General features: G+C 69.0%; 17 protein-coding genes and 1 pseudogene. 11 read left to right on the top strand and 7 right to left on the bottom strand.

Annotated features, from left to right (window positions below):
• Window positions 1-3 precede the first annotated feature (3 nt).
• The 3 genes and pseudogenes from B9D87_RS06615 to hrpA form a co-directional block, all read right to left on the bottom strand.
• Window positions 4-981, bottom strand: a complete 978-nt coding sequence (locus tag B9D87_RS06615) for a DUF1444 domain-containing protein (protein ID WP_007771100.1) — start codon at window positions 979-981, stop codon at window positions 4-6.
• A gap of 64 nt (window positions 982-1,045) precedes the next feature.
• Window positions 1,046-2,571: pseudogene (locus tag B9D87_RS06610) on the bottom strand (FAD-dependent monooxygenase).
• 115 nt (window positions 2,572-2,686) lie between these two features.
• A complete protein-coding gene (gene hrpA / locus B9D87_RS06605; RefSeq protein WP_007771110.1) occupies window positions 2,687-6,595 on the bottom strand; it encodes an ATP-dependent RNA helicase HrpA in 3,909 nt (1,302 codons plus the stop codon).
• Window positions 6,596-6,788: 193 nt separating this feature from the next.
• Here hrpA and B9D87_RS06600 point away from each other — a divergent pair, with 193 nt between their 5' ends.
• The 5 genes from B9D87_RS06600 (at window position 6,789) to B9D87_RS06580 (ending at window position 10,827) form a co-directional block, all read left to right on the top strand.
• On the top strand, window positions 6,789-7,772 hold the full coding sequence (locus tag B9D87_RS06600) for a diguanylate cyclase (RefSeq protein WP_040629828.1): 984 nt from the start codon (window positions 6,789-6,791) through the stop codon (window positions 7,770-7,772).
• A 73-nt stretch (window positions 7,773-7,845) separates the two neighbouring features.
• A complete protein-coding gene (locus tag B9D87_RS06595; RefSeq protein WP_007771119.1) occupies window positions 7,846-8,868 on the top strand; it encodes a YihY/virulence factor BrkB family protein in 1,023 nt (340 codons plus the stop codon).
• A gap of 59 nt (window positions 8,869-8,927) precedes the next feature.
• Entirely contained in the window at window positions 8,928-9,701 is a 774-nt protein-coding gene (locus B9D87_RS06590) for an enoyl-CoA hydratase/isomerase family protein (RefSeq protein ID WP_007771120.1), read from the top strand.
• Entirely contained in the window at window positions 9,698-10,057 is a 360-nt protein-coding gene (locus B9D87_RS06585; RefSeq protein ID WP_238553423.1) for a DUF3253 domain-containing protein, read from the top strand. The genes B9D87_RS06590 and B9D87_RS06585 overlap by 4 nt, the downstream gene beginning before the upstream one ends.
• A gap of 107 nt (window positions 10,058-10,164) precedes the next feature.
• Window positions 10,165-10,827, top strand: a complete 663-nt coding sequence (locus B9D87_RS06580) for a cutinase family protein (protein ID WP_040629831.1) — start codon at window positions 10,165-10,167, stop codon at window positions 10,825-10,827.
• A 7-nt stretch (window positions 10,828-10,834) separates the two neighbouring features.
• On the opposite strand, the gene B9D87_RS06575 is transcribed toward B9D87_RS06580, so the two are convergent.
• Complete coding sequence (locus tag B9D87_RS06575) at window positions 10,835-11,509, bottom strand: hypothetical protein (protein ID WP_007771125.1); 675 nt, start codon at window positions 11,507-11,509, stop codon at window positions 10,835-10,837.
• A 27-nt stretch (window positions 11,510-11,536) separates the two neighbouring features.
• The gene (locus B9D87_RS06570) at window positions 11,537-12,094 is read right to left on the bottom strand and encodes a CsbD family protein (protein WP_007771127.1); all 558 of its coding nucleotides are present in this window, start codon (window positions 12,092-12,094) and stop codon (window positions 11,537-11,539) included.
• Window positions 12,095-12,307: 213 nt separating this feature from the next.
• On the opposite strand from B9D87_RS06570, the gene B9D87_RS06565 reads away from it, so the two are divergent.
• The 6 genes from B9D87_RS06565 to B9D87_RS06540 all read left to right on the top strand — a co-directional run bounded on the left by B9D87_RS06565 (window position 12,308) and on the right by B9D87_RS06540 (window position 15,311).
• Window positions 12,308-12,856: a thioredoxin family protein gene (locus B9D87_RS06565; protein ID WP_007771128.1), complete on the top strand. Its 549-nt coding sequence runs from the start codon at window positions 12,308-12,310 to the stop codon at window positions 12,854-12,856.
• Window positions 12,857-12,914: 58 nt separating this feature from the next.
• Complete coding sequence (locus tag B9D87_RS06560; RefSeq protein ID WP_007771130.1) at window positions 12,915-13,931, top strand: zinc-dependent alcohol dehydrogenase family protein; 1,017 nt, start codon at window positions 12,915-12,917, stop codon at window positions 13,929-13,931.
• Window positions 13,932-13,996: 65 nt separating this feature from the next.
• Entirely contained in the window at window positions 13,997-14,251 is a 255-nt protein-coding gene (locus B9D87_RS06555; protein WP_007771132.1) for a hypothetical protein, read from the top strand.
• A 280-nt stretch (window positions 14,252-14,531) separates the two neighbouring features.
• Window positions 14,532-14,780: a DUF6480 family protein gene (locus B9D87_RS06550; protein ID WP_040629833.1), complete on the top strand. Its 249-nt coding sequence runs from the start codon at window positions 14,532-14,534 to the stop codon at window positions 14,778-14,780.
• Between the two features lie 64 nt (window positions 14,781-14,844).
• On the top strand, window positions 14,845-15,063 hold the full coding sequence (locus tag B9D87_RS06545) for a DUF3072 domain-containing protein (protein WP_007771134.1): 219 nt from the start codon (window positions 14,845-14,847) through the stop codon (window positions 15,061-15,063).
• A complete protein-coding gene (locus tag B9D87_RS06540; protein WP_007771135.1) occupies window positions 15,060-15,311 on the top strand; it encodes a hypothetical protein in 252 nt (83 codons plus the stop codon). The genes B9D87_RS06545 and B9D87_RS06540 overlap by 4 nt, the downstream gene beginning before the upstream one ends.
• Before the next feature lie 18 nt (window positions 15,312-15,329).
• Here the strand turns inward: B9D87_RS06540 and B9D87_RS06535 are convergent, their stop codons facing one another.
• Together B9D87_RS06535 and B9D87_RS06530 are read right to left on the bottom strand one after the other, a co-directional pair.
• A complete protein-coding gene (locus B9D87_RS06535) occupies window positions 15,330-16,172 on the bottom strand; it encodes an MOSC domain-containing protein (protein WP_007771136.1) in 843 nt (280 codons plus the stop codon).
• A 62-nt stretch (window positions 16,173-16,234) separates the two neighbouring features.
• Window positions 16,235-17,032, bottom strand: coding sequence for a C39 family peptidase (locus tag B9D87_RS06530; RefSeq protein ID WP_007771137.1), 798 nt, complete (start codon window positions 17,030-17,032; stop codon window positions 16,235-16,237).
• Window positions 17,033-17,058: the final 26 nt, after the last annotated feature.

Genomic DNA, 17,058 nt, shown 5'->3' with positions numbered 1-17,058 from the left:
GGGTCATTCGCCCGGTATGGCGATGGCGTGCGCCTTCAGCGTCGCCAGCAGCTCGGCCGCCGGCCATTCCTCGGCCCGGTAGCGGACCGGATTGATTCCCGCGACGGGCAGGATGCCCACCGCGTCGACCACCGTCGGGAACGGCACGGTGAACTTGTCGGTCACATTCGACGGGTCGCCGGCCACGAACGTCACGTAATCGGTCTGCGGCAGCTCCCACGGGATCCCCTGCCCCCACACCGCATTGGTGCGCCGACCCCAGGCCGTCTCGATCATCTGCGCTTCGCCGACGTATTGCGGGAACAACTCGCGCTCATAGTGCTCCCGTAGGAATTCGGCCTGGTGGTTGTATTCCCTTGTGGCCAAGAGGGTTCGGGCCCGCAACGCCAACCCGCGCAGGGGGTGTGGGCCGGCCTGGTCGAACGGCGCGATGACGTTGCCCACGATGGTGTAACCCTGCGGTGAGATGGGTTGGTCGGCGTCGAGGTACATCTGCTCGGCGGCCTCGAAGAGATCCTCGGCGTCGTCCGGCGCATCGGTGCCCAGCAGCAACACGCCGTCGCCGGGGAAGAACACCAGTGGGCGGTGCCCGCCGGTGGCCGCCAGCGAACCCAGCCAGCCGGCGGCCAGGATCATCGAATCGACGTAGGTGCCCCCGTCCGCGTCCTTCAGCAGGAACTTCTCCCCCGGCGCGAAGGCCTGCTGACGCGCGGAAAGGTTGTCCCTGGCCACCGCGAACGCCTGATCGCCGGTGATGCCCCACGCGTTCGTCTCCGCCGGCGACACCACGGCCCGCACGGTGGGCAGGTCGACGACCACCATCTCGTTGATGAAGGGGAACACCGGGCGGACCCAGGGCTGAGCGCCGGTGTTGACCAAGCCGTTGACGTAGCTTTGCGGGCGCAGCACCGGCCGGAGCAACGGTTGGGCCTCGGCCCAATTCATGGGCGGAGTCGGCGGTTGGTCGGTTGCCATGGTCACGGTCGGTGCTTCCTGCTCTCGAACAGCGAACACGCACGTTACACCCTGCGCAGGCCGGCACAAGTCACCCTTTTCGGTCTGTCTGCGTCGTGGTGGCAGGCCCGAACCAGATGGCGAGGGCGTCGCGTAGCGCGGGGTCCGTGCCGTCGCCCGCCCAGGCGACGTGTCCGTCCGGCCGGATCAACACCGCCGGCGGCACCGTCACGGTGCCGAGCACCGGGAGTGCGCAGCGGCCGACGTGTTTCGCGTCGACGGTGCGGACCCGGTCCGCCCATCGCGAGATGTCGATGCCGCCGGCCTCGCCGAAATTGAGCAGTACCGGGCGGGCGGGCCGGAGCAGGTCGAACACGCGCAGCGAACCGTCGGCGGTGACCAGGTCCAGATCGGGCATGCGGCGGCCGACCAGCGGATGCCCCTCGCCCAGGTCGTAATGAATGTCCAGGCCGGACATCATCGCGGCGAAGCTTGTGCGGGGTTCGTCCATGGCGAGGAGGTCGGACACGGTGTCGCGCAGTGCCTGGGTGCGTTCGTCGGGGTGCAAGAGCGCCATCTGCGCCAACGCGTTGCGCAGCACCCGCCGGGCAACCGGGTGCCGTTCGGTGTGGTAGCTGTCCAGGAGGCTGTCGGGCGATGTCTTGTTGACCACCTGGCCCAGCTTCCAGCCGAGATTCACCGCATCCTGGACGCCGGTGTTGAGGCCCTGCCCGCCCACCGGGTGGTGGATATGCGCGGCGTCCCCGGCGAGCAGGACCCGCCCGCGGCGGTAGGCGGCGGCCTGCCGCGCCGCGTCGGTGAACCGGGAAATCCAACTGGGGCTGTGGATTCCGTAGTCGGTCCCGTACACGGCGACGAGGGCCTGGCTCAGCTCGCGCAGCGTGGGTGCGGTGCCCGGTCCAAGCTGCGCCTCGGTGACCATCACCCGAACCGGCCCGTCCTCCTCGGCGGTGGACAGGGCGTGGACGCCGAGCGCGTCGTGCCGGATGCCCCACTGCGGCGATTGTCCGGTCGGAAAGTCCATTTCGACCTCGGCGAGCAGATAGCTGGTCGTGGCGTCCCAGCCGGGAAATTCGATGCCGGCCGTCTTGCGGATCACGCTGCGCCCTCCGTCGCACCCGACCAGATACTCGCCCCGCATGGTTCGACCGTCGGCCAGGCCGACGTCGACGCCGCTGCCGTCCTGGGCGAACGTTGACACCTGCCCGCCCCGGTAGACCGGCACGCCGAGCTCGCCGACCCACTCGGCCAGGATGCGTTCGATCTCGTTCTGCCACAGCGCAAGTCCGTAGGGGTGCCGGGTGGGAAAGTCGCTGATGTTCAGCCGGATCTGGGAGAACCCGGCGACCTGCGCCACCTGGCCCCGCGACAGGAACCGATCGGCGATGCCACGCTGATCCAGAACTTCGATGGTGCGGGAATGCAGGCCGCCGGCCCGCGCTCCGATCAGGTCCTGACTGGTGCGCCGCTCCACGATGGCGGCGTCGACTCCCGCCAAAGCCAACTCGCCCGCCAGCATCAGCCCGGTCGGGCCGCCCCGGCGATGAGCACCGCGTGCTCGATGCCGCCGTCGTGTGCTACCCCCGAAACGTCCACTTCGTCAACCCCGCTTCACCTGAATTCCGGTCGAGGACAGCGATTTTGCATCACCACCCCGGTCTTGCGGCAAGCCCCCGTATGCGCTATAGGTTGAAAGTGGCGGGGAAAACAATCACCAACGGTCGCGCACCGCGTCGATGGCGCGGTAGATCCGCTGCTCGCTGACCGGGCGAGGCGTGCCGAGCTGCTGGGCCCACAGGCTCACCCTGAGTTCCTCGATCTGCCGGGCGATATCGCGAACTTCGACGGACGCCCTCGCCGGTTGCGGCAGCTCCCGCACCAGCTCGCCGAAGGCCTCCTGCACAGCGTGCACCCGCTGCATGCGCTCCCGATCGGCCTCGGCCGCGCGAGGCAGCGCGTCGAGGCGGCGACGGATTGCGAGCAGATAGCGGGTGAGATCGGCGAGCTGCGCGGCGCCGGTAGCGGCGACGAAACCGGCCGGCAACAGCCGATCCAGTTGCGCACGGACGTCGGCGATCGCGTCGGTGTGCGCGGGCGGCGGATTCGCGGGCAGCAGCAGCTGCACCTCCTGAGCCGCGGCCAGCACCCTCTCGACACGGCCCACGATGTCGGCGGTTGTTTTTTGCAAAGACGTTCCCACCCGCTGTTGCAGGGCGGCGAACTCCGCGCGCGTCCACACCGGCGCCGACACGAGCGCGTCGGTCGCGGCGTCGGCGCAGTCCTCCAGCAGCGCGGGCAGATCGCCATCGGGGTTGGCGCCCAGAGCCAGCCGGGTCCGTGCATCGAGTTGGCGCGCAATGGCTTTCACCGGTGAGGCGACGCCGAGCCGTACCAGCCGCCGGATGCCGGGCCCCATCGCCTTGTCCTGCTCGGCCGCTGTGGCGAACACGCGAAGCGCGACGGTGCCGCCCGTGTCGACGAACGCGGGAAAGCCCCGCACGGTGCGCCCGTCAATCGTGCGTTCGACGACGCGCGGCAGTTCGTCGAGGTCCTCGGGCCAGGCGCGCAACCCCGCGCGCTCCAGCTCGCCCGCGACGGCGTGCGCGACGGCCCGCCGGGCCGGCGCCGTGAGCCGCTCCTGCAGTGCCCACAGGTCCTTGCCGCGAGCCACCTCGACGCCGTCGCCGGACTCGACCGCGAAGGTCACCCGCAGGTGCGGGGGCAGCTTGTCCAGATCGAAGGCGTCGACGGGCACCAAAACCCCGGTGCGACGGCGCAACTCGTGTTGCAGCGCCGGCAGCAGCGGCTCGGTGGCCGGATCGATCGCGGCCAGCACCGCGCGGGCCGCGTCGGGTGCGGGAACGAAGTTGCGGCGCAACTCTTTCGGCAGTGAGCGGATCAAGGCGGTCACCAGTTCCTCGCGCAGGGCCGGCACCTGCCAGGCGAACTCGTCGCCACCCAGGCGCGCCAGCACGTCCATCGGCACGTGCACGGTGACGCCGTCGTCGGCGGCTCCCGGCTCGAACCGGTAGGTCAACGGCAACGCGACATCGCCGGCGCGCCACGTGCTCGGCCGGTCCGCGTCGGCGGTCTCGTCGGTGCGCAGCAGGTCGGCACGGGTGAACGTCAACAGGTCAGGTGTCTTGTGCCGCTGCTTCTTCCACCAGGCGTCGAAATGCCGCGCGGAGACGACGTCCGCGGGAATGCGGGCGTCGTAGAGCGCGTACACGCCGTCGTCGCCGACCAGCAGGTCGCGGCGGCGGGCCCGCTCCTCGAGCTCCTCGAGCTCGGCCCGCAGCCGGGCGTTGTCGGCGAAGAAGTGATGGCGGGTGTGCCACTGGCCCTCCACCAGCGCGTGGCGGATGAACAACTCGCGCGCGACCACCGGCTCGATGCGCGCGTATCCGACGCGGCGGCGCACGGCCAGCGGCAGCCCGTACAACGTCACCCGCTCGTAGGCCATCACCTCGCCGCGTTTGGCGTCCCAATGCGGCTCGCTGTGCGTGCGCTGCACCAGGTCGCCGGCGACCCGCTCCACCGCCTCGGGCTGGATGCGGGCGGCGGTGCGCCCGTACAGGCGGCTGGTCTCGACCAGCTCCGCCACCACGACCCAGCGCGGCGGCCGTTTGGCGAGCGCCGACCCTGGCGCGAGCACGAAGTGCGAGTTGCGGGCGCCCAGGTATTCGCGGGTGTCCTCGCGGCGCATCCCCACGTGCGACAACAGCCCCGCCAGCAGCGCCGCGTGCACCCGCGCCGGCTCGGCCGGTTCCCCGGACGCGGCCTCTTCGACGATGCCCAGGTCGCGGGCGATGCTGCGCAGCTGCCCGACCAGATCCTGCCATTCGCGGATGCGCAGGTAATGCAGGAACTCCGATCGGCACATCCGGCGAAATGCATTGCCGGACAATGACTTCCGTTGCTCGCGGAGATAGTGCCACAGGTTCTGATAGGACATGAAGTCGGAGTGCTCGTCGGCGAAACGGGCGTGCTTTGCGCGGGCCGCCTCCTCGCGGTCGCTCGGGCGTTCCCGCGGATCCGGGATCGTCAGCGCCGCGGCCAGCACCAGCATCTCGCGCACGCACCCCTCGGTCTGCGCCTGCAGGACCATCCGGCCCAGTCTCGGGTCGACCGGCAGCCGCGCGAGGCGGCGGCCGAGATCGGTGATGGCGCCGTGCTGGTCGAACGCGCCGAGCTCGGCTAGCAGTTGCACGCCGTCGCGCACGCTGCGCCGGTCCGGCGGATCGAGGAAGGGAAACTGCTCGATGTCGCCGAGCTGCAGGGCCGCCATCTGCAGCAGCACGGCGGCGAGGTTCGTCCGCAGGATCTCGGGTTCGGTGTAGCGCGGGCGCGCCGCGAAGTCCTGCTCTGAATAGAGCCGGATGCACACGCCGGGCGCGACCCGGCCGCATCGGCCGGCCCGCTGCGCGGCCGACGCCTGTGAGATGGGCTCGATCGGCAGCCGCTGCACCTTCAGGCGCCGGCTGTAGCGCGAACTCCGGGCGTTGCCGGGGTCGATGACGTAGCGGATCCCCGGCACCGTCAAGGACGTTTCGGCGACGTTGGTCGCCAGCACGACGCGGCGCCCCGTGTGCGGCGCGAACACCCTCTGCTGCTCGGCGGTGGGTAGCCGCGCGTACAGCGGGAGCACCTCGGTGTGCTTGAGTCCACTCAATGCCTCTGCGGTATCGCGGATTTCGCGCTCACCGGAGAGGAACACCAGGATATCTCCCGGCGGCTCGGCTTCGAGTTCACCGATCGCGTCGACGATCGCCTCGACCTCGTCGCGGGTTTCGGTACGCACGATCTCGTGGTCCGGGTCGTCCGGGTCGTCATCGGCGGCCGACGGCACGGCGACCTCCAGCGGCCGGTAGCGGATCTCGACCGGATACGTCCGCCCAGATACCTCGATGATCGGTGCGTCGTCGAAGTGCGCCGCGAAGCGCAGCGGCTCGATCGTCGCCGACGTGATGATCACCTTCAGATCGGGGCGGCGCGGCAACAACTCCCGCAGGTACCCGAGCAGGAAGTCGATGTTGAGGCTGCGCTCGTGCGCCTCGTCCAGGATCAGCGTGTCGTAGCGCAGCAGGCGGCGGTCGCGCTGGATCTCGGCGAGCAGAATGCCGTCGGTCATCAGCTTGATCAGCGTGCGGTCGCTGACCTGGTCGGTGAAGCGCACGGTGTAGCCGACGGTGTCGCCGAGCGGGCTGCCCAGCTCGTCGGCGATGCGCTGGGCGACGGTGCGGGCGGCCAGCCGGCGGGGCTGGGTGTGCCCGATGGTTCCGCGGATGCCGCGGCCGGCATCGAGGCAGATCTTGGGCAGCTGGGTGGTCTTCCCCGACCCGGTCTCCCCCGCGATCACCACCACCTGATGCGCTCGTATCGCCTCGGCGATCTCGTCGCGCCGCTCGCTGACCGGCAGGTCGGGGTAGGTGATGGTGGGGACGGCGGCTTGCCGGGCGGCCACGACCGCGCGCGCGGCCGCGACCTGGTCGGCGAGCTGCCGCAGTTTCTCGGGCGAGGCGCCGCGGAGGTTCTTCAGACGCCGGCCGAGGCGGACGGCGTCGCGCAATGACACACCGTCGAGCTGGTTGCGCAACTGCGCTGCAGACGGTCCGGCCACTGCTGCAACGATAGGCGTCATCCGGCGCCGCCAGCCATGAGGCGTCGGTGATGCTGCGGAGGTCGCCGTGGTGTCAAAATGGCAATGCAGCAATTTGCCGCACGTCGCCATCACGGGGGTGACGAGGAGATATGACGGGATGCGTCATCGTTTCGGTGGTCCATACGGCGGTCGGGACACGCGCCGATATCGATTGCGGCTGCGCGCCGATGCCGGAACGGTCTTCTACCGTGCACAACAGGCGCGGATGCTGCGAATCTTCTTCGGGGCCACCACATTCCTGTACGCCTACGGTGTGGTGTTCACCTTGTTCCCGATCCGTCCAGGGCTGATCCTGTCGAATCCGACCGGGGGAATCGTGGCGGTCGGCCTCGGTTTGGGGGCACTAATCTGGCTGGCCGCCCGGCCCGACAAACCCGGGCCCGCGACGGTAGCGGCGATCGTGGCCACACCCATCGTGATGGCGTTCCACCGTGCGGTCATTGCGGAGTTCGTCTGCCTGATCGGACCGATGTTCCTGGCGATGTACCTACGAGCGTTCTACTCGCCACGCCGCGGCGCGACCATGGTGGCTGTGCTCACCGGGCTGTCGGTTGCGGGCCTCGCGGTCGCGCCCGCGCCGAAATTGTGGATCGACTATGTCATTTTCGTGATCGCGATCGTCGGCGCGGCTGAATCATTCGGGTTGCTGACGCGCGCCCTCGTCGCAGCGGCGTGCACCGATCCCCTCACGGGCCTGCTCAACCGTGCAGGGTGGGAAATCGCCACCGCGGACCTGTTGGCGCGATCCCGTTCGACCGCAACGACAATCACCGTCATCGCGATGGACATCGATAACTTCAAAACTCTCAACGACACCCAGGGCCACGTCGCCGGTGACGAGCATCTGATCAGCTGCGCGGCCCTTTGGCGACAAGTCGCGCCCGCCACTGCCGTTCTGGCCAGATTTGGCGGCGACGAGTTCGCGGTGTGCATCGCCGACCGTCGTCCGTCGAGTGCCCAAGCGGAGGAGTTCGTTGCCTGCGTCCGCGAGCACACGCCGGGCACCAGCGTCGGCACCGCCTCATGCAGCGGTGAGAGCGCGGACATCACCTCGCTGTACGCGGCGGCCGACGCGGTGCTGTACAGCGTCAAACGTGAGAGACGCGGCCCCGATCTGCGGCCGTCGCGAGGTTGACTGGAGCCGAATGCGGGTATCACGTGCCGAGTGCATCGAATTGGATGCCGGCTGGTGGGGGAAGTGATCGGCGATGGTCGGTTGGCTGGACGAGCTGCAGCGGCGTAATCGGGTCGTCGGCGTGATCGTCGGTGTTGTCTACAAGTACAACGACGATCAGGGCGGCTACCTGGCGGCCCTGATCACGTACTACGGGCTGGTGTCGCTGTTCCCGATGCTGCTGCTGTTGACGACCGGTCTCGGGGTGGTACTGGCCGGCCGGCCCGATCTGCAAGCCCAGGTGCTGCACAGCACGTTGAGCCAGTTTCCGGTGCTCGGCGCCCAGCTGCACCACCCCGAGGGCCTCAGCGGAGGAACGGTGGGCGTGATCGTCGGCCTGCTCGGCGCGCTCTACGGCGGTCTCGGGGTGGGTCAGGCACTGCAGAACGCGATGGACACCGTGTGGGCGGTACCGAAGCACAAGCGCCCCAACCCGATCCGGTCCCGGTTGCGCAGCCTGATGCTGCTGTTGGTGCTCGGCTCGGCCGCCGTCGCCGCCACCCTGTTGGCCGCGGCGGGCCACGCCACCGGGGCCCTCGGCATCTTCAGCAAGATCGGTCTGGCCCTCGCCGCGGTCGCGATCAACGCCCTGATCTGCCTGGTGGCCTTCCGGGTGACCACCGCGCGGGCCCTCACGTATCGCGAGGTGTTGCCGGGAGCCGTTGCCGCAGCGTTCATTTGGCAGATGCTGCAGTGGTTCGGCGCCGGCTATGTGGCGCACACCGTGAAAAGGGCCAGCGCGACCAACAGTGTGTTCGCGCTGGTGTTGGGGGCGTTGGCATTCCTGTTCCTCGCGTCGGTGGCCCTGGTGATGTGCGCGGAGATCAATGTCGTCTTGGTGGAGCGGCTCTACCCGCGCGCGCTGCTCGGCGCGTTCAGCGACGACGCGGACCTGACCTTCGCCGACCGGCGGACCTACACCAACAAGGTCAAAGCCGAACGGGTGAAAGCCTTCGAGCGGGTCCACGTACACTTCGACGACGTCAAACGCCTCCCGGCGAAAACCGCTGGGCGCCTTGGGATATTCCACGATTTTCGCCGCCACCGCACGCCATGACAACGGGTTTGTCTCCGGCTTGTGGCGAGGTGTGTAACCCGGCGCAATAGTCTGCAGTCATGAGTCTGGTCACCTATGAGCTGCAAGACCACGTTGCCACCATCACCCTGAACCGCCCCGAGGCGCGCAACGCCATCAATGGTGCACTGCGCCGGGACCTCAACGCCGCCTGGGATCGCTTCCGCGACGATCTGGACGCGTGGGTCGGGATCCTGACGGCCAACGGAGACGTCTTCTGCGCCGGCGGCGACCTCAAGGACGGCGAAGGCTCGGTCGGCACCTTCGGCGGCACCTTCTGGGAGAAGCCGACCATCAACTCGTTCGAGTCCGGCATGGAATTGTTCAAACCGACCATCGCCGCCGTGCACGGTCCCTGTATCGGCTACGGGGTGACCGGCGTGCTGTTCTGCGACTTCGTCATCGCCAGCACCGAGGCCACGTTCTGCTTCCCCGAGGTGTCGATCGGGGTGCCCACCATCGTCGGGGCCATTCGGCTCCCGCAGCGGGTCGGCTGGGCCAACGCCATGGAGCTGCTGTTGACCGGCAAACCCATGAGCGCCGAGCGGGCCAAGGAAATCGGACTGGTCTGGAAGCTGGTCGAGCCCGACCAGCTGCAGGTCGAAGCGCGGGCCTGGGCACGCACCCTCACCGAGGCCGCACCGCTGGCCCAGCGGGCGACCAAGGAGGTGGCGTGGCGAACCGCCGACATGGGCTGGATCGAATCCGTGCGCTTCGGCGAGACCATGCGCAAGGTGGCCGGCGCGACCGAGGACGTCGCCGAGGGGTTGCGCGCCTGGGCCGAGAAGCGCAAACCGCAGTGGCGCGGCCGGTGACCTCGACTGGTGGGGCGGGTGAGCGATTGCGCGCCGAATTGTGCCGCGTGCTCGACCGCCGGCGCCGCGGGGCCGACGACGCCGAGATAGCCCTCGGCGACGGGCCGATGTCACAGCGACTCGAGTCGTCGATCCGGGCGCTGGCACAACATCGTGGACCCCATAGCAGCATCTGCCCGTCGGACGCCGCCCGCGCCGTCGGCGGCTCCGGTTGGCGCGAGCTGATGGACGACGCCCGCGCGGCCGCGCGCCGGCTCGCGAGGTCGGGCGACGTGGAGATCACGCAGCGCGGCAAGCCCGTCGACCCCGGCGGCGACTGGTCCGGCCCCATCCGGATCCGAATCCCCGGCCCATAGGCAGTGACGTTGTGCTGCAACGCCATTCATCCGCGAGGGTGTCGGCCCGCCGTCCCGGCCTCAACCGCCGGCACGGCCACGACCGGCGATATGACAGGATTTCTCCCATGAGTGCACGTAAATTGGCCCGCTGGGTTGGTATCTCGGTTGCGACGACGTGGGCGCTGTTGAGTGCACCCCTCGGAACCCCCACTGCCGTCGCCGATGGCTGCTCGGACGTCTCGGTGGTTTTCGCCCGGGGCACCCACCAGGAGCCCGGTCTGGGCAACATAGGACAGGCGTTCGTCGACTCGCTCACGTCGCAGCTCGGCGGTAAGTCCGTCGACGTCTATGCGGTGAACTATCCCGCCAACGACGACTACCACAACAGCGCAAACGCCGGCGCCAACGACGCCAGCGCCCACATCCAGGACGTCGTCGCCAGCTGCCCGAACTCCAAGATCGTGCTCGGCGGCTACTCCCAGGGCTCGACGGTGATCGACCTGGCCACCAACGCGATGCCGACCTCGGTGGCCGACCACGTCGCCGCCGTTGCCCTGTTCGGCGAGCCCACCAGCCAGTTTTCCACCATGCTGTGGGGCGGCCAGCCGCTACCGACGATCAACCCGGCGTACGGCTCCAAGGTCACCAGCATTTGCGCGCCCGACGACCCGATCTGCTCCGGCGGCGGCAACATCATGGCGCACGTGTCCTACATCGACGCCGGAATGACGGCCCAGGCCGCCACGTTTGCGGCCAACAAGATCAACCAGGGCGCCCCGAGCGTCTGACACCCCGTCAGTCGTTAGCGCGCTCCTCCCGGCGCTGCCGCTTCTCGGCCTCGGCCAGCTGCGCCACGCGATCCGCCTCGGCGCGCTGCTCGGCGGCCTCACCGAGCTTGTCCTCGGCCTCGTCCACTGTGGCCGCGGCAGCCTTGGCCACGGCCTTCTCGGCGGCATGAGTCCTGTCTTCCACCTGGCGCTTGGCGGATTCGACGGTCTGCTTGCGCTGCGAGGCCGTCTCGTCGGCGCGCCGCTTGGCCGCGGCGCTCTGCTGCTGCGCCGTTTGCGCGGCTGCGCGTTTGCGTTGCTCGGCGCCGATCCGGGCCTCCTTGACTTCCTGCTGGGTGGCCTTCTGCGCTTCCTCGCGCTCCTGGATCGCCTCGTCGCGGGCGCTTCTGAGCTTGGCGTCGGCCTGTGCCTTCCGGACCGCGGCCTGCGCGTCCAGCTGAGCCGCGCGGCCCAGCGTGTCGCTGCGTTCGACCAGGGCGGCCCCCCGCTCGGCGAGCGTCGCGTCGCCGAGCGCATTGCCGACGGTGCTGTCGAGCATGCCCAGCGAACGCTCGTACAGCAGTCGCGCCGGCGCCTCCGTGGGAATGCGGTTGACGACCCGGTCCTCGATCAGCTGCAGCGGGAATCGGGCGAGTTGGTAGTGAAACCGCAGGACCGCCAGCGGGACTTCGGAAATTTTCATCAGCTTCTCCTGGGGTGAGGCCCGCCGTCAGGGCAGGTCGGCTTCGTCGGTCACGTTCTGGGCCTGGCGCCGCAGCCGGTCGGCCTCGGACTCTTCGTTACGGGCCACCTGGACCGCGCTCTGGTGCTCGGCGACGGCGCCGACGATCTCCTCGGACGCCTCGCGGATCTCCGCGCGCTCTTCGGCCTTCGCGAGGTGGATGTCGCGCTGCGCGTCCGCCTCGGCCTGGGTCTTGGCGGCGACCGCCTGTTGATGCGCCGCGCGGTCGGCCGCACGCTTCTGGGCGGCCTCCTGGGCCTGGATCGAATCCTCGGCGGCCACGGCCTGGGCGTTCGCCGCAAGGCGCTGCTGGGCGCCTTCGGCGCGAACTTCGGCCGCGTCCTCTTGGGCCTGTTTGGCCTGGGCTTCGGCCACGGCCTCGGTCGCATTCGCTTCTTTGCGTTCATGCGCCTGGGTCTGCTCGAGTTGCCCCTCGGCGGTCAGCGAATCGTTGCCCGTGACCGCGCCGACGACCTCTTTGGCTTTGCCCTTGACCGGGTCGATCAGGCCCCTACGCGCTTCGTCGGCCTTGTGGTGCTCACTCATCATTCTCCTTGAGGCGTTGGCCAAAAACGTTCGTGCGTGTCAGGTGTGTGATTCCACGAACCGGGCCGATCAAACACGGACATGTCCCGGGCCACGGGGTGCCAGCCGCAAAAATTGCGGCATCAAGGTTGAATTATGGCCTGTTACAACATCTTCCGCGGTCTTCGCGTCGCGTGATGCGCGGACGGGCGATGTGACGATACGCTGGCCGGCATGGCCATCGAGTCCACCATGCTCGCCCTCGGTACCGTCGCCCCGGCCTTCACGCTGCCCGAGCCGGCCACCGGCCGCACGCTCAGCCGCGACGATCTGACCGGCCCCGCCCTGGTCGTCACGTTCATCTGCAATCACTGCCCGTACGTGAAGCACGTCGCCGCCGGGCTCGCCGCGCTCGGTCGTGACCTCGCCGAGCAAGGCGTTGCGATGGTGGGCATTTCGAGCAATGACGTGGTCACCTACCCGCAGGACGGGCCCGATCAGATGGTCGTGGAGGCCCGCAGCCACGGCTGGACGTTCCCGTACCTGTACGACGAAACCCAAGACGTTGCCCGCGCCTACTCGGCCGCCTGCACCCCCGACACCTTTGTGTTCGACGGCGAACGCCGGCTGGTCTACCGCGGCCAGCTTGACGACTCCCGGCCGAAAAACGGCCTTCCGGTCACGGCCTCGGACGTGCGCGCCGCCGTCGACGCGGTCTTGGCCGGGCGACCGGTGAATCCCGACCAGCGCCCGTCCATCGGGTGCGGCATCAAATGGCGTTGAGCCGCGGTCGAACGATTTCGGGTAGCCGGGCTTCCTACTGCGGCGAGAGGGAGACGTTATGCGAGGAGCTGTGATCTACGGCGCCGGCGATGTCCGATTCGAAGATCTGCCGGAACCCGGGATCGTCGACCCCACCGACGCGATCGTCCGCACCACGGCGACCTGCGTGTGCGGCTCGGATCTGTGGGACTACCGCGGCATCAACCCCGTTCCCGAGCCCAAGCCGTTCGGTCATGAGTACTGCGGTGTCGTCGAAGCCGTCGGCAGCGACGTCACCTCGGTCAAGCCCGGCCAGTTCGTCATCGGATCCTTCTACGCCTCCGATGGCACCTGTCCGAATTGCCGCAACGGCGTTCAGAGTTCGTGCGTAAACCGCGTGCTGATGGGCGGCTGCCAAGCGGAGGCCGTGCGCATCCCCTGGGCCGACGGCAGCCTGGTGGCGCTGCCCGCCCAACCCGACGAGGAATTGATCCCCGACCTGCTGACCCTGTCGGACGTGATGGGCACCGGGTGGTTCGCCGCCGAGGCGGCCAATGTCGCCACGGGCATGACGGTGGCGGTGGTGGGTGACGGCGCGGTGGGGCTGTGCGCGGTGCTGGCCGCCCGCGAAAAGGGCGCCGAGCGGATCATCGCGATGAGCCGCCACGAGCCGCGGCAGAAGCTGGCCCGTGAATTCGGCGCCACCGACATCGTCACCGAACGCGGCGACGACGGGGTCGCCGTCATCAAGGAGATGACCGAAGGCGTCGGCGCCGACGCGGTGCTGGAATGCGTGGGGACCGGGCAGGCCATGCAACAAGCCATCCAATCCGCCCGCCCGGGCGCCTTCGTCGGGTTCGTGGGCGTCCCCCACGATGTCGCCATCACCGGAGAGCAACTGTTCAGCACCCAGGTCGGGCTGCGCGGCGGGCCCGCCCCGGTCCGGCACTTCCTGCCCTCCCTGATCGAGTCGGTGCTTGACGGAAAGATCAACCCCGGCAAGGTGTTTGACCTGCGCCTGCCGCTCGAGCAGGTCGCCGAGGCCTATCGGGCCATGGATGAGCGCCGTGCCATCAAGGCCTTCCTGCAGCCCTAGGTGAGCTCGGTCACCGCGAAGGCCGGCCCGACGCCCACCGCGTCTTTTCGGCTAACGTCGGGCGTATGTCCAAAGTCTCCGGCAACGAGCTGATCGACGACGTCTCCCCTGGCGACATCATCGCCGTGGACCGCGGCTCGGGTGAACAGCCCTACAAAGTCGTCTTCAAGGATCCCAGCGACGCGGGGTATCTCATCACCTTCGAGACCGACGGCGGTGAGACCTTTCAACTCGATCTGGCGGCCGGCACCCGGGTGACACGGTCCCTCGAGGCGAAGTGGGAATCCGCACAGAGCCCGACGCCCAACTCCGGGAACTGACGCAGCCGTCAGCGCGTTTGCATCCGGAACGTGTTGGCGGACAACCCGTTTCATCCCCTAAACGCCCGACGTCTCGAGGCATCGCGACGGCCGGGCCGGCCCGCCGCCCAAGCCGCGGGCGCACCGGCCGTTTGGGGGGCGTCCAGGCGGGTACCGCCATGCCCCGACGGAGGGAGCACGCGATGAGACCCGTTGCCGAACCACGAGAACACTCGCACGCCGGTGGCGGCCCGGCCGAACGCTTACGGCTCCGCCCACGGCAACAGGGCCGGAGGCACCCATGACCGCGCAACCTCCAGATCCTGACCCGACGCAGATACCCGGGCTGGAGCCAGGGGGAGGCGCCGCACCGGGCAGCACTCCCCCGGCCGCGCCCCAAACCTCCGGGCTGTCCGAGCCGCAACCGCCGAATACCCGGCGATTCACCCCGAGCTCGGTGCTGACCGTGGTCGCCGTCTGCATCTTCGTCGTCGCTTTCGTCGCGGTGGCGGTGCTGCTGGTGATGAAGATGATCGGGGCGGGCGGATAACGTGCCGAAACCGTCGACGCCACTTCCTGATTACGCCGGCCCGGTTGCGGGCATAGCCACATGCATGGTCGACGATGCCGCGCAGGCGCCACAGGAGAACCCGGAGAAGGACCAGTCGCAGTGGGTGACCGGCGACGAACCCATGACCGGGCCGCAGCGCAGCTACCTGAACACGCTGGCGCAGGAGGCGGGCCAAGAGATCCCGGACAACCTCACCAAGGCCCAGGCCTCCCGCCTGATCGACGAGCTGCAACAGCGAACCGGGCGGGGCGGCGGGGCATGACGATCACCGCCGAGGACGTGCGACGGCTCCTCGCCAGCCCGGACGCCGACGCGACGCTGGTGGTGATCGAGGGGCGCGCCGCGGTCGTCACACCGGCTGATCTGGACTCCACCGAATACCGCGGGGCCCTGCAGGTCGCGACGCGCCGGGAATTGGAGCAGCGAGTCGGACACCCGGAGCTCTCCGACCGTGAGGTGACCGAGCAGGCCGAAGAACTCGACACGGCGCTGCGTAACTTGGGCGGCTGACGAGTCGCCGGGCGGCCGTTAAGGCCCCACGGTGACGCGGTCACCGACGCGGATGACGCCCTCGGTCACCACCGCGAGGTAGGCCCCCGCGCAGGGTTGTGCGCCGTGACCGCCTGTGTTCAAACGGTTTTCGGCCGCCGGAACGCGAAGCGCCTGCGGGGCTCGCGGCAACGGACCGTGCTCGAGCGTGGGGACGACGCAGCGCGACGTCGCCGTCAGGACGCGCAGCCACGCCTCCCCGACGGCGATTTCGCCACCCACCCAGTCGTTTTCGGCATAGGGCGGATAGTCCGGCGGCGTCGCGATCACCAGATTCGGGCGGTAACGCAGCGCCTCCACGCCGATGTGGTCGAGGGTGGCCGTCGTGATCGCATGCAACGGGGCTTCGTCGGTGAACGACTCGCCCGGGGTGGCCGCGGCGATCCGCAGGATGCGCCCGTCGACCTCGGCGTCCAGACCGAGTTCCAGCAACTGCTCTGGGTCGGGGCGCACCAGTGTCGCGCCGTCGGGGCGTTGGCGGACCAGCCGGACCGGGCGGCCGGTCAGCCGCGAGATCAGCTCATCGACGCCGGGATCGTCGGCGGCCACGTCGGTCCCGTCGGGCAGGCTGATGCGCACACCCTCGGCATCGGCATGCGCGGTGCACGTCAACAGATCACGCCACAGCCGCGGATTCTTGGCGCTGGCCACGTGCCCGGTCTCGCCGTCGAGGAGCGCCAGCCGCCGGTCGCCCTCGGCGCCGCGTTCGTCGACCAGCAGGCGATCGAGGGTTTCGCCGAGCATCGACTTGACCGGATAGCGAAGCAACGCCTGCACCCGCATGGGCGCGGCACCGGAGGTATGGGCGGTCGAGTTGTCCATCACGCGCCTTTACTGAAGTCTCACTGCCCACTGTGCCCGAAATGACCTGGCGTCACCAGGGATCAGCCGGGCGCCGCGGTCACCACGATCGACTGATCGCTGGTCTGCCAGGCGGCCATGAACGTGGCGAAGCCGACCTGTTCGTCGGCGTGATCGATACCGGGATCGTTGAGGTGCACGATCCCGGTGCCGGTGCCGGTGCCGGTGCCGGTGCCGGTGTCGATGCCCGTCACGACCAGGAAGTGGTCGGCCTTGGTGCGCTGGTCGTCGGCGTTCAAGATGACCGAGGAGTTCACGAAGGCGATGATCTTGCGGTCCTTGGCCAGGTATTGCTCGAGGAGCGCGAGCCCGTTCTGGTCCCGGTCGGACGTGTCGGTCATCTCGGATTTGATACCGAAGTGGTCGAGCAGGATCACCAGGTCGGACATCGAGATGCCGCTGTTCGGCCCGGAGTGGCTCGGGTCGTTCCGCGGCGCGTAAATCGGTCCGGGGTTGGCCCCCGACGGCATCGACTCTGCCAGGTCCAGCATCTGCCGCTCGGTGGGTGCGTTGCCGGTGACCTCGCCCACCACGTCGGCGATCGACACGAGTCCGCAGTTGTCCTCGAGCGATTGCGCCACCCAATACCGGGCCGCGGCCGCCGGGTTGCCGTACATGCGGGGGCCGGTCGGCGCCGCGGTACCGTTTCCCTGGGCGGGTGAATTAGTCTGTGCCGCAACGACTGTGGTCAACGAGGTGGTGGCGGAGGTGGTCGCCGTCGGGCCGCCCCCGCACCCCGCGACGAGCGCCGCGGTGGCCAAATCGATGCATGCGCCGATAGCCGCGGCACGGGCCGCCGGGGCGAACCGAAATGTGAGCATGAGCGAACGGGGTCCCGTCGACGGTC

This window comes from Mycobacterium colombiense CECT 3035, assembly GCF_002105755.1.
In the GTDB taxonomy this organism is placed as follows: domain Bacteria; phylum Actinomycetota; class Actinomycetes; order Mycobacteriales; family Mycobacteriaceae; genus Mycobacterium; species Mycobacterium colombiense.
This window is presented reverse-complemented; position numbering and strand designations above follow the sequence as displayed.